The sequence below is a fragment of the Microbacterium sp. BR1 genome, assembly GCF_002812725.1.
Lineage (GTDB): Bacteria > Actinomycetota > Actinomycetes > Actinomycetales > Microbacteriaceae > Microbacterium.
In genome coordinates this window covers 365,894-377,725 of sequence record NZ_NMUN01000002.1, presented here as the reverse complement: position 1 = coordinate 377,725, position 11,832 = coordinate 365,894, and the positions used below count along the sequence as shown (strand labels likewise).

11 protein-coding genes are annotated in these 11,832 nt (G+C 69.9%); 3 read left to right on the top strand and 8 right to left on the bottom strand.

Annotation, left to right across the window (positions count from 1 at the left end; all coding sequences use genetic code 11):
• Window positions 1–42: 42 nt before the first annotated feature.
• From purH to CGU35_RS02465, 6 genes are all read right to left on the bottom strand, one after another.
• Window positions 43–1,650, bottom strand: a complete 1,608-nt coding sequence (gene purH, locus CGU35_RS02490) for a bifunctional phosphoribosylaminoimidazolecarboxamide formyltransferase/IMP cyclohydrolase (RefSeq protein WP_100810026.1) — start codon at window positions 1,648–1,650, stop codon at window positions 43–45.
• A 40-nt stretch (window positions 1,651–1,690) separates the two neighbouring features.
• Window positions 1,691–2,284 (bottom strand): phosphoribosylglycinamide formyltransferase, encoded by a 594-nt coding sequence (gene purN, locus CGU35_RS02485; protein ID WP_100810025.1) that lies wholly within the window; start codon window positions 2,282–2,284, stop codon window positions 1,691–1,693.
• Window positions 2,285–2,324: 40 nt separating this feature from the next.
• Window positions 2,325–3,728 (bottom strand): cell division protein PerM, encoded by a 1,404-nt coding sequence (locus tag CGU35_RS02480; protein WP_181003499.1) that lies wholly within the window; start codon window positions 3,726–3,728, stop codon window positions 2,325–2,327.
• Between the two features lie 146 nt (window positions 3,729–3,874).
• Complete coding sequence (gene sucD / locus CGU35_RS02475) at window positions 3,875–4,777, bottom strand: succinate--CoA ligase subunit alpha (RefSeq protein ID WP_100810024.1); 903 nt, start codon at window positions 4,775–4,777, stop codon at window positions 3,875–3,877.
• A gap of 28 nt (window positions 4,778–4,805) precedes the next feature.
• Window positions 4,806–5,969: an ADP-forming succinate--CoA ligase subunit beta gene (sucC, locus tag CGU35_RS02470; protein WP_100810023.1), complete on the bottom strand. Its 1,164-nt coding sequence runs from the start codon at window positions 5,967–5,969 to the stop codon at window positions 4,806–4,808.
• Window positions 5,970–6,054: 85 nt separating this feature from the next.
• On the bottom strand, window positions 6,055–7,623 hold the full coding sequence (locus tag CGU35_RS02465) for an FAD-dependent oxidoreductase (protein ID WP_100810022.1): 1,569 nt from the start codon (window positions 7,621–7,623) through the stop codon (window positions 6,055–6,057).
• A 163-nt stretch (window positions 7,624–7,786) separates the two neighbouring features.
• On the opposite strand from CGU35_RS02465, the gene CGU35_RS02460 reads away from it, so the two are divergent.
• Together CGU35_RS02460 and CGU35_RS02455 are read left to right on the top strand one after the other, a co-directional pair.
• Complete coding sequence (locus CGU35_RS02460; protein ID WP_100810021.1) at window positions 7,787–8,458, top strand: TetR/AcrR family transcriptional regulator; 672 nt, start codon at window positions 7,787–7,789, stop codon at window positions 8,456–8,458.
• Window positions 8,459–8,527: 69 nt separating this feature from the next.
• Entirely contained in the window at window positions 8,528–9,811 is a 1,284-nt protein-coding gene (locus tag CGU35_RS02455) for an acyl-CoA dehydrogenase family protein (protein WP_100810020.1), read from the top strand.
• A 13-nt stretch (window positions 9,812–9,824) separates the two neighbouring features.
• On the opposite strand, the gene CGU35_RS02450 is transcribed toward CGU35_RS02455, so the two are convergent.
• Complete coding sequence (locus tag CGU35_RS02450; RefSeq protein ID WP_100810019.1) at window positions 9,825–10,085, bottom strand: hypothetical protein; 261 nt, start codon at window positions 10,083–10,085, stop codon at window positions 9,825–9,827.
• 59 nt (window positions 10,086–10,144) lie between these two features.
• Window positions 10,145–10,528, bottom strand: coding sequence for a thioredoxin (gene trxA / locus CGU35_RS02445; protein ID WP_100810018.1), 384 nt, complete (start codon window positions 10,526–10,528; stop codon window positions 10,145–10,147).
• A 104-nt stretch (window positions 10,529–10,632) separates the two neighbouring features.
• Between trxA and CGU35_RS02440 the strand changes: the two genes are divergently transcribed.
• Window positions 10,633–11,784, top strand: coding sequence for an AI-2E family transporter (locus CGU35_RS02440; protein WP_100810017.1), 1,152 nt, complete (start codon window positions 10,633–10,635; stop codon window positions 11,782–11,784).
• The last annotated feature ends 48 nt before the right edge of the window (window positions 11,785–11,832 follow it).

Genomic DNA, 11,832 nt, shown 5'->3' with positions numbered 1-11,832 from the left:
AAACACCTCTCGTGCGAGCGCACTCGGCGCGAAGACTCGGGCTCAGTGGAAGAAGTGCCGCTCGCCCGTGAAGAACATCGTCACACCGGCGTCGCGCGCCGCCTGGATGACCTCGTCGTCGCGCACCGAGCCGCCCGGCTGCACGATCGCCGAGATCCCGGCGTCGAGCAGAACCTTGGGGCCGTCCGCGAACGGGAAGAAGGCATCGGATGCGGCGACCGAGCCCGGAGCGCGGTCCCCCGCGCGGTCCACGGCCAGGCGGCACGAGTCCACCCGGTTGACCTGGCCCATGCCGATGCCGACCGTCGCCGAGTTCTTGGCCAGCACGATCGCGTTGGACTTGACGGCGCGGCACGCCTTCCAGGCGAAGATGAGGTTGGTCATGTCATCGCCCTCGGGCCGCTCGCCCGAGACGAGCTCCCAGTCCTTCGCGACCGACTCGATGTCGTCGGGGAACCGGTCCGCATCCTGCAGCAGCAGGCCGCCGGAGACGAGGCGGACATCCATCCGTTCCTGCTTCCAGTCGGCCGGAAGCTGCAGCAGACGCAGGTTCTTCTTCTCGGCGAACACCTCGAGCGCCTGGGGCTCGAACCCGGGCGCGACGATGACCTCCGTGAAGATGTCGCGTAGGTTCTCGGCCATCTTGAGCGTCACGGGACGGTTCGCCGCGATCACTCCGCCGAAGGCCGAGACGGGGTCGCACTCGTTCGCGCGCAGGTGCGCGCTCGCGATCGGGTCGAGCGCGCTCGGGGCCGCCACGGCGATCCCACACGGGTTGGCGTGCTTGATGATCGCCACGGCGGGCTTGATCATGTCGAAGGCGGCGCGCAGGGCGGCGTCCGCGTCGACGTAGTTGTTGTAGCTCATCTCCTTGCCCTGCAGCTGCGTCGCCTGGGCGATGCCGTGGCCTCCGGTGCGCGTGTAGATGGCGGCGCGCTGGTGCGCGTTCTCGCCGTAGCGGAGCGTCGCGAGCCGCTCGGCGCGGATCGTCAGGTGACCGGGCAGGTCTTCGCCCTCGGCGAGCGTCCCCTCGGCGAACCAGGTCGCGACGGCCGAGTCGTAGGCCGCGGTGTGCGCGAAGGCGCGTGCCGCCAGCTCGCGGCGCTGACCGAGGCTCGTACCGCCGGATGCGACCGCGTCGATCACCGCGGGGTACGACGACGGCGAGACCACGATGGCCACGTTCGCGTGGTTCTTGGCGGAGGCGCGCACCATCGCGGGGCCACCGATGTCGATCTGCTCGACCACGTCCTCGGCCTCGGCGCCGGACGCGACGGTCTCGACGAACGGATACAGGTTGACCACGACGAGCTCGAAGGGAGCGATGTCGAGGTCCGCGAGCTGGCGCTCGTGGTCCTCGAGGCGCAGGTCGGCGAGCAGACCCGCGTGCACGCCCGGGTGAAGGGTCTTGACCCGGCCATCGAGCGACTCCGGGAAGCCCGTCACGGACGCGACGTCCGTCACGGTGTATCCCGCGTCGCGGATCGTCGCGGCTGTCGAACCGGTCGAGACGATCTCGACGCCCGCGTCCACCAGGGCCGCGGCCAGGACGAGCAGGTCGGTCTTGTCGCTGACGGATACGAGAGCGCGACGAACGGGGACGACATCGCGGTCACGATAGAGGGACTTGTCGTGGCTCGGTCCGGCCATGGGGGTGCTCCTTTGCGGGGACGGGTAGGTGGGGTCTGTTTCAGTTCGAGGACGCCGCGGCGAGATCCAGCTCGCCGGATCCGATGCGGCGGACGACGTCGATCAGCAGGCGCCGTTCGACGGGCTTGATGCGCTCGTGCAGGGACGCTTCGTCGTCGGTGTCGCGGACGGGCACGCGCTCCTGGGCGAGGACCGGGCCGGTGTCGACGCCATCGTCGACCACGATGACGCTCGCGCCCGTCTGGGCGGCACCGGCGGCGAGCGCGTCGCGGACGCCGTGTGCGCCCGGAAACTCGGGCAGGTAGGCGGGATGGGTGTTGATGATGCGCGGCGCGTAGGCGGCGACCACGGCGGGGGGAAGCAGCCGCATCAGGCCGCTCAACACGATCAGGTCGGGGCTCCAGACATCGAGCTGGCGGAGCAGTTCGTCACCCCACGCCTCGCGGGAGTCGAAACTCGACCACGGGACGAGGAAGGTCGGGATGCCGAACTCGTCGGCGTGCGCGAAGCCCTCGGCCTCACGGTCGGCGCCGACGATCACGATCCGGGCGGGGTAGTGCGATTCGCTCGCGGCCTCGAGGAGTGCGCGAAGGTTCGATCCCGTGCCCGAGATGAGGACCGCGACCGTGAGCACTCCGCAAGTCTACCGGGGTCGGGCAGACGCGCCCGGGGCGCTACCACCGAGTGAGCGGCTCGATCGGTGTCGTCGCCTGATCGTCCGCGGCCTCGTCGTCGCGCGCGGGGTCCGGCTCCGGGCCCCGTTGCGCCGGCGCGTGGTCCTGCCACGCCGATGAGGGGGCCTCCCGGGCCCCACTCCCCGATGGGCCCTCGTCTTCGACGAGCGTTCGAGGTCTCCGAGTGCCAGAAAGCGGGGAGAGCAGGAGTATCGCGGCCCCGATGAGCACCTCGACGCCCACCGCCAGGGCGATCGGACCCGGCTGCGGACCGACATCCGTCAGCCGGCCCGGACCGATGGACCCGGATGCGGCGAACGCCATCCCCGCCCCGGCCGCGGCCGAGACGACCGCCAGACCCAGGGTCGTGACGAGGCGAGGCGCCATCGCGTCGCCGGACTCCCCGCGGGAATCGGCGCCCTCGATCGCCGCGTGAAGGCGCGCACGGGCGAACCATCCCCCGAGCGCACCCGCCGCGACCGGGATGAGCGCGACGAGCAGGAACCAGGCATTGGATGCGTCGGGGATCGCGCCGAGCACGGGAATCGACGGTACGACGGCCAGGTCGGACCCGACGGGCGAGACCGCACTGCCCGCACCGATCGCGAACCCCGGGCCGGCTATCCACGAGATCGCCCACACGATGAGTGTGGGAACGTAGGCGAGCTGGCCGAGTGTGACGACGATCGCGCCCAGGATGTCGACATTGCCCGCCTGGTAGAGCGCGATGATCTCGCCGCCCGATGTCGCGACCCCGCCCGCGAGCACGAGGGCCCCCACACCGACCAGAGCGGCAAGGGTCACGGCCGCACCGAGAGCCGTCGCGCTCACGACCGCGTCGGCGGAGCCCCGGCGCTCGAGTCTGTCACGGAGGGCATCGACGGCTCCGTCGTCGCCGTTGCGCCATGCCGACACGAAGCCGCCGATGAGCACCGCACCCGAGTAGAGGGCGGTCGGGATGATGATGGCTTGCCACAGCACCGCCGAGACGACGTCGGAGTGCGAGGTCAGAGCAATCAACGTCGAGAGCGCCCCGGCCACGACGACGGCCGAGGCGAAGCCGATGACCCACGCACCCGACCGCGCAGCGCGGGCACCCGAGCGCAGACCGAAGATGACCGTGAAGGCGGCGAACCCGAGGGGGGCGAGCGAAAAGGCGAAGGATGCGGCATCCGCGGATATCCCGGCGGCGATGACGGTGTCGGGCAGCGTCACCCGAAGAGGCACCAGGTTGCCCGCGTGCCAGACGGCGGTCGTCGCGGGCCACAGCGCGCCCCAGTCGGCCGCGCCGCCGAACCCGAACACCCACAGGGCCGTCAGGGGTGCGGCGATCACCGCGAGTCCCCCCGCGACCTGGATGAGGGCGTCGAGCGCGCTGAGCAGGGCGACGATGAGGCGATGCATGGCGGACTCGACCCTACCCGCGGGGCGGGCGGGCCCCGCACAGGCACGCCCGGACAGCAGTGTTGGGCGCACGGTTCGGTGGCCGCGCACGCGAAAGGGCGGATGCCGCGGCTCGACCCGCGGCACCCGCCCTTTTCGTGCGCGTGTTAGAGCGCCTCGATGACCTCGCGCATGAGCGCGGCGGTCTCGCTCGGCGTCTTGCCGACCTTGACCCCGGCCGCCTCGAGCGCCTCCTTCTTGGCCTGAGCCGTGCCCGCCGAGCCAGACACGATCGCGCCGGCGTGGCCCATCGTCTTGCCCTCGGGGGCCGTGAAGCCGGCGACATAGCCGACAACCGGCTTCGTGACGTGAGCCTTGATGTAGTCGGCAGCGCGCTCCTCGGCGTCGCCGCCGATCTCGCCGATCATGACGATCGCCTTCGTCTCGGGGTCGGCCTCGAAAGCCGCGAGCGCGTCGATGTGCGTCGTGCCGATGATGGGGTCGCCACCGATGCCGATCGCGGTCGAGAAGCCCAGGTCGCGCAGCTCGAACATCATCTGATACGTCAGGGTGCCCGACTTCGACACGAGGCCGATCGGGCCCTTGTCGGTGATGTTGGCGGGCGTGATGCCGACCAGTGCCTCGCCGGGCGTGATGATGCCGGGGCAGTTCGGACCGATGATGCGTGTCGCGTTGCCCTTGCTCTGGGCGTAGGCCCACGCCTCGGCGCTGTCGCCGACGGGCACGCCCTCGGTGATCACGACGAGCAACGGGATCTCGGCGTCGATGGCCTCGAGCATCGCGTCCTTCGTGAAGGCCGCGGGGACGAAGGCGATCGAGACGTCTGCGCCGGTCGCGGCCATGGCCTCGCTGACCGAAGCGAAGACGGGCAGTTCGACGGAGTTGCCCGAGGCATCCGTGTGCGAAACCGTCGTGCCGGCCTTGCGGGCGTTGACGCCCCCGACGACCTGGGTGCCGGCCTTCAGCATGAGCGCCGTGTGTTTGGTGCCCTCGCCGCCGGTGATGCCCTGGACGATGACCTTGGAGTCCTTGTTGAGGAAGATCGACATTTCTCTACAGTCCTTTGATCCGGATGAGTCAGGCGTTGGCGAGTTCGGCGGCCTTGTCGGCGCCCTCGTCCATCGTCTCGGCCAGGGTCACCAGCGGGTGGGCATACTCGCGCAGGATCGCGCGGCCCTCCTCGACGCGGTTGCCGTCGAGGCGCACGACGAGCGGCTTCGAGGCCGTGGCGCCGAGGGTGTCGAGCGCGCCGACGATGCCGTTGGCGACCGCGTCGCACGCGGTGATGCCGCCGAAGACGTTGACGAAGACGCTCTTGACCTGCGGGTCGCCGAGGATGACGTCGAGGCCTGCAGCCATGACGGCCGCGGATGCTCCGCCGCCGATGTCGAGGAAGTTGGCCGGGGTCACGCCGCCGTGTGCCTCGCCCGCGTAGGCGACGACGTCGAGGGTCGACATGACGAGCCCGGCGCCGTTGCCGATGATTCCGACCTGGCCGTCGAGCTTGACGTAGTTGAGGTCGTTCTCCTTGGCCTTCGCCTCGAGCGGGTCGGCGGCGTCCTTGTCTTCGAGCGCCTCGTGGTCGGGGTGCCGGAACGCGGCGTTCTCGTCGAGCGAGACCTTGCCGTCGAGCGCGATGATGTCGCCCTCTTCCGTGAGCACGAGCGGGTTGACCTCGACGAGCGTGGCGTCCTCACCCTTGTAGACGTCGTAGAGCTTCACGAACACGTCGGCGACCTTCGGGCCGAGCTCGGCGTCGAAGCCGGCCGCCTGCGCGATCTCGAGCGCCTTCGCGGCGTCGATGCCCGTGAGCGGGTTGACCTCGATGCGGGCCAGGGCCTCGGGCTTCTCTACGGCGAGCTGCTCGATCTCCATGCCGCCCTCGACGCTCGCGAGGCTCAGGTACGAGCGGTTGGCGCGGTCGAGCAGCACCGAGAAGTAGTACTCGGTGGCGATGCGGGCGCCGGCCGCGACCATGACGCGCTTGACGACATGGCCTTTGATGTCGAGGCCGAGGATCTGCTGTGCAGCCTCGTACGCCTCTTCGGGGGTCTTGGCGACCTTCACGCCGCCGGCCTTGCCTCGGCCGCCGACCTTGACCTGGGCCTTGACGACGACGACGCCACCGATCTTCTCGGCGGCCGCCTTCGCCTCTTCGGCGGTGTCGGCGATGATGCCCGCGAGAACCGGCACCTCGTATTTCTCGAATAGGTCACGTGCCTGGTACTCGTAAAGATCCACGTTGCAGTCCTTCGCTGTCGCGCCGGGGGGAATTCTTCGAAAAAGAGTCTTGATGTCGAGAGATATCGACCAATCAACGAGCCTACTACTTGGTCGAATGCGCGGTGTCCGCGGGGCTCCCGCCCGCCGCCCCGTCGCCCGAAGCCCCGAGCGGAGTGAGGTCGTCGATCGCAGGCCCCTCGATCCGTGTGCCGTCGGGGGCGAATCGCGAGGCGTGCAGAGGACAATCCCAGGTGCGGTCCGCATCGTTCCATGCGACGACCCCACCCAGGTGGGAGCAGACGGCGCTGACCGCCCGGGTCTGTCCGTCGACACTCGACACGGCGACCGGGTGACCCGCACGCTGCGCCACCACCCCACAGCCTTCGGCGGGGCGCGGCACGGGCACGGCGGTGCACTCGGCGCGCAACCACCCCTTCGCCGCCTCCGCCCCGACGAGCGCGTTCTCGCGCGCGCCCCGGGCCAGGTCGGCCGGAACCGTGAGTCGGGTACCGAGCGCGATCATCCAGGACGGACGCTCGCGAAACGGCACGCGCATGATCTCGGAGGTGAGACGGATCGCGGCGGCCGGCCCGTTCGTCAGTCCCCACTTCGCGTAACCCGTCGCGAACCGCACGCGGCCGAGCGTGCGCGGCATGACCCCGACGAACGGCACGAGGTTGTGCGATTCGTAGTCCTGCGCCGACCACCGCGCGACCTCGCGGGCACCCGGGAAGTGCTCGTGCGTCCACGCGACGAGTTCGTCGATCTCGGACGCATCCGAGATCGATCGTCCGACCGGATGTCCGTTGCCGCCGACGATCAGGCGGGCGATGCCCGCGGGCCCGTCACCGGACGCCACGGAGCGCACCGACCGCGCGGGTCCGTCGACCGAGAGGAACATGCCGTCCGGGACCTCGCCGTCGAACGCGAACGCGACGCAGTGCGATCGCAGGCCGCGGGTCTTGGCGAACGTGAGCCCGCGGTCCATGATCGCCGTGCCGGTCGCGAGCACGATCCGATCGGCGCGGAGAGCCCCCGCATCCGTCCGTACGAGGGCTTCGGGAACCGCGTGCACCCCCCGCACGCGCGTGCCCGTATGCAGGGTGCCGCCGGCCGCGACGAAGACCCGGGCGAGTGCATCGGCGAGCTCGACCGGGTCGATCGCGAGTTGGCCGTCGAGGGCCGCGGCAGCCAGGGCGGGGAACGGCGTCGCCAGCTCCGCCTCGTCTGCGCGGCGGACATCGAGACCGGCCTCTCGCCCCGCTGAGATCTCGGCCTCGACGATATCGAGGCCCGAGTCAGAGGGCGTATAGGAGTACGCCGTCCGTGTTGTCGTGCTCACACCGGCATCCTCCGCGAATCCGGCGAGCCACTCCGCGCCCGCGCGATTCGCGTCGGCGTAGGCACGCACCAGCGACGCGGAATGATGGCGACGCAGCGTGGAGAGCGTGCTGCCCTGCAGCAGCGAGACCTTGCCCGTGTTCGACCCGGTCGTGAGCTCCGCGATCTCGCCCGCCTCGACGATCGCGACGTCACGCCCGAGGGTCGCCAGCATGACCCCGGTCGCGAGCCCCGTGATACCGGCCCCGACGATCACGACCTCGTGCCGAGCGGGACTGAACGGGACGGAGAGAGACGGTGCTGCACGATCGAGCTTCCAGAGTGGGGGCATGACACCAGCAGACCTCGGCACTCGGGATCGATCAACGGGGTTGACAGCGCTCCGGCGGGCGGGCCGTTCCTGACGGCTGCTGGATCACCGAATGGCCGGGGATCCGGCGCCGGGCTCCCCCGCGCCCGGGAGCCCGGGCGCGCGGGTCTAGGCTTCTGTCGACATGAGCGAGACACCGTCACCGTCCGCCGCGCGCACCGTCGTCGTCGCCGCGGCCCTCGAACTCTTCGCCCAGCAGGGGTTCGAAGCGACGTCCGTCGAGCAGATCGCGCGGGCCGCGGGGGTCTCGCGCAGCACCTTCTTCCGCCAGTTCGGCGGCAAGGAAGACGTCGTCTTCGCGGATCACGAGGAGCTGCTCGCGGACCTGCGCACCTGGCTCGAGCTCGGCCACGACAATCCGTGGGTCGCCGTGTGCGAGGCCTCTCAGCGCGTGTTCCGGCACTTCGCGAACGACCCGAAGGTCGCGCGCCGCCGCTACGAAATCGTGCGGCGTGTTCCGGCACTTCGCGATCGCGAGATCGTGACGGTCTTCCGCTACGAGCGGTTGTTCGACGAGTACCTGCGCTCGGCGCTGCCCGGAATCGATCCGCTCGACGCGGTCGGGTTCGCGGCACTCGTCACGGCACTGCACAATCACGTGCTGCGCCGGCTGCTGCGCGGCACCAGGCGCGTGCCGCTGTCGGACCTGCAGGACGCTCTCGATGGCGCTCTGCGCCGGTACGGCGTGCATCCCGATCCGGTGCCCGCCGCGGCAGACGACGTCGTGATCGCGGTGTTCCCCCGCGCGACACCGGCGGCAGAGGTGGCGCGGCGCATCCGTACGTCCCTCGACTGACCCGTTCGGGATGTGGAACTGCGTCCCGCGAGTGGTGAAACCGGATGCCTCAGGAGTAGCTTTGTCCGCATGAGCAGCACCGCACCCACCGCCGCAACCGATGCCTCACACGACGACGTGACGTTTCCCGGCGAGCGCGTCACGCACTACGACGTCACGCAGCGCCTCGACACCGACTACTACGCGGTGTTCGCGGACATCCCACCCGCGGATCGCGCCGCGTGGGATCGTGCGAAGACGCTCGTCGACGAGGTCGCACCCACGATGCGCGCGGCCTGGGACCGCGCCGAATACCCCCTCGAGGTCGCGCGGCGCATCGGCGAGCTCGACCTCACGGGTGACGGCGTCGACCACCCCGGCGTCACGCACTTCTCGCCGCTGGCGGCGGGCCTGATCAACATGGAGCTCTCTCGCGGAGACGGGTCACTCGGGACGATCCTCGCCGTGCAGGGCGGCCTCGCGCTCCGAACGCTCGCGCTCTTCGGCAGCCCCGACCAGCAGGCCCGGTGGCTGCGCCCCCTCGCGACCGTCGAGACCCTCGGCGCCTTCGCGCTGACGGAGCCCGACCACGGGTCCGACTCCGTCTCACTCGAGACGACGGCGCGCCGCGAGACCGCCGCGGATGGCACCGAAGAATGGGTGCTCCGCGGCACGAAGAAGTGGATCGGCAACGGCGCATCGGGCGGCATCACGTTCGTCTGGGCGCGGGTGGACGATCCGGATGCTCCCGAGCACGGCGCCGTCCGTTGTTTCCTCGTCGAGCAGGATCGTGCGGGGTACAGCGGCACCCCGATCCTCGGTAAGGCGTCGCTGCGTGGCATCCATCAGGCTCACATCACGCTCGACGACGTGCGCCTGCCGATCGACGCGGTGCTGCCCGGCGCGAAGAGCTTCAAGGATGCATCGACCGTCCTGTACGCGACGCGCTCGGGCGTCGCGTGGTCGGCGCTCGGGCACGCGACCGCGTGCTACGAAGCCGCACTGTCGTATTCCCTGCAGCGCATGCAGTTCGGCAAGCCGCTCGCGAAGTTCCAGATGGTGCAGGAACGCCTGACGCAGATGCTCGACGAACTGACCGCGATGCAGCTCTACTGCCGATACCTGGCCGATCTCGAGGCATCCGGCGCCCTTCGTCCCACGCAGGCGTCACTCGCGAAATTCCACAACACCCGCGCCGCGCGCCGCGTCGCGTCGACCGCGCGGGACCTGCTCGGTGGCAACGGGATCCTGCTCGAGAACGTCGTGATGCAGCATCTGGCCGACATCGAGGCGATCCACACGTACGAGGGCACGGAGTCGATCCAGGCCCTGCTCATCGGGCGCGACATCACGGGAATGAGCGCCTTCGTCTGACCGGTTCGGGGCCTCAGCGCAGTCGTACGGGGTCCGGAGCCACGGGATAGTCGGGCACGGGATGGTCGGGCACGGTGGAGGCGTTCGTCACGCGCATCGCCTCCCGCGGACGGAGCAGATCGCTCGGGCACCCGCCCGTGATCGCACCGACCATGAGCAGCACGGCACACGCCCCGGCCGGAATCGCGCACCAGGGGTTGTCGAGCATGCTCAGCGAGAAGGCGCCGACGAAGATGGACGCGGCGGCACGACCCACGCGTTCACCGCGCGTCACCGCACAGCGTGGTGCGCGCCGAGTCGCGTCCGGGGACGCAGAGGTGCCCGCATCCGCCGTCATTCAGCGTCCCGCGGCGCCGCCGACTTCTGTGCGGCGATCTGCGCGCGCACGTCGTCCATGTCGAGCGACCGAACCCCGTCGATCAGCTGCTGCAGCTGAGGGGCGGCCAGCGCCCCGGGCTGCGCGAACACGATGATGCCGTCGCGGAAGGCCATCAGGGTGGGGATCGAGGTGATGTTGAATCCGGCCGCGAGCTGCCGCTCGGCCTCGGTGTCGATCTTGCCGAAGACGATGTCGGAGTGCTGCTCGGAAGCCTTCTCGAAGACCGGACCGAACATCCGGCAGGGGCCGCACCACTCGGCCCAGAAGTCCAGCAGCACGATTCCCTCGCCGGATACGGTCTGTTCGAGGTTGTCGAGGGTGATCTCTGTCGTCGCCATAGGCCCAATTATACCCCATAGGGTATCCGATGGCGCGGCTAAGCATGTCGTGCCCCACCGCGCAAGGGCCGGAAAAACCTCTGATCCCGTTATACCTTCGTGCCATGGGACTCTTCGGCCGCCACACACCCGCACCCGAACGGCCGGAAACACCGGGCGTGCTCGACGAGATCGCGACCCCCGTCAGCCTGTGGTCCGACGGGTTCGGTCGGCTCGCCATCCGCGCGGTGCAGATCATCGTCGTCCTGGTCGTGGTGATCGGCGTCATCTGGGGAATCCAGCAGCTGACGCTCGTGACGATTCCGGTGGTGCTCGCGCTGATCCTGGCGTCCGCCTTCAACCCGATCATGCGGGCGATGCGCACGCGCGGCGTGCCCTCGGTCCTCGCGACCCTGATCACGCTGCTGACGATCGTCGTCGTGCTGGGCGGCATCGGATGGCTCATCGTGTGGGCCGTGCGCGACCAGTGGGACTCGCTCTACAGCCAGGCGCAGGACGGCCTGCAAGACGTCCTGGCGTGGATCGGCACGCTGCCGTTCGAGTTCGATCAGGCGCAGATCGACGAGTGGATCGCCACCGCGACCGACTTCGTCACGAGCGCGCAGTTCGGATCGGGTGCGCTGGCCGGGGTGAGCGCCGTCGCGAGCTTCATCACCGGGTTCGTGCTGCTCGTCGTCGTGCTCTTCTTCTTCCTGAAGGACGGGCCGCAGCTCTGGGAGTTCGTGCTGCGCCCCTTCCGCGGCGAGCACTACGCCCGCGCACGCCGGATCGGCGACAAGACGGTGACCACGCTCGGCTCCTACGTGCGCGGAACCGCGGCCGTCGCGTTCGTGGACGCCGTCGGCATCGGCGTCGGCCTCTGGATCCTGCAGGTGCCCCTCGCGCTCCCGCTCGCCGTCCTGGTGTTCCTGCTCGCGTTCATCCCGATCGTCGGTGCGACCCTGGCCGGGATCCTCGCCGCCCTCGTGGCTCTGGTCTCCAACGGCCTCATCAACGCCCTGATCGTCGTCGCGATCGTCGTCGCCGTGAACCAGCTCGAGGGCAACTTCCTCCAGCCCGTGCTCATGGGCCGGACGCTCAAACTGCACGCCTTCGTCGTCCTCATCGCCCTGACCATCGGAACCGTGCTCGGCGGGGTGCTCGGTGCTGTGCTCGCGGTGCCGATCACGGCCGTCGCGTGGGGGGCGATCCAGGTGTGGGACGGCCCCGACAAGCCCGCTCGCTGGGCGCGTCAGAAACGCTCCGAGGCCGTCTAGCCGCCCCGGCGGACGGATGCCTCGACCCGCACTCGCGCGAACGTCAGG

Bases quoted from the DNA above. Each gene is read 5' to 3' on its own strand.
- trxA (WP_100810018.1), bottom strand. From the start codon at position 10,528: ATGGCGACGACAGAGATCACCCTCGACAACCTCGAACAGACCGTATCC.
- CGU35_RS02455 (WP_100810020.1), top strand. From the start codon at position 8,528: ATGAGCAGCACCGCACCCACCGCCGCAACCGATGCCTCACACGACGAC.
- sucD (WP_100810024.1), bottom strand. From the start codon at position 4,777: ATGTCGATCTTCCTCAACAAGGACTCCAAGGTCATCGTCCAGGGCATC.
- CGU35_RS02460 (WP_100810021.1), top strand. From the start codon at position 7,787: ATGAGCGAGACACCGTCACCGTCCGCCGCGCGCACCGTCGTCGTCGCC.
- CGU35_RS02440 (WP_100810017.1), top strand. From the start codon at position 10,633: ATGGGACTCTTCGGCCGCCACACACCCGCACCCGAACGGCCGGAAACA.
- CGU35_RS02465 (WP_100810022.1), bottom strand. From the start codon at position 7,623: ATGCCCCCACTCTGGAAGCTCGATCGTGCAGCACCGTCTCTCTCCGTC.
- CGU35_RS02480 (WP_181003499.1), bottom strand. From the start codon at position 3,728: ATGCATCGCCTCATCGTCGCCCTGCTCAGCGCGCTCGACGCCCTCATC.
- purH (WP_100810026.1), bottom strand. From the start codon at position 1,650: ATGGCCGGACCGAGCCACGACAAGTCCCTCTATCGTGACCGCGATGTC.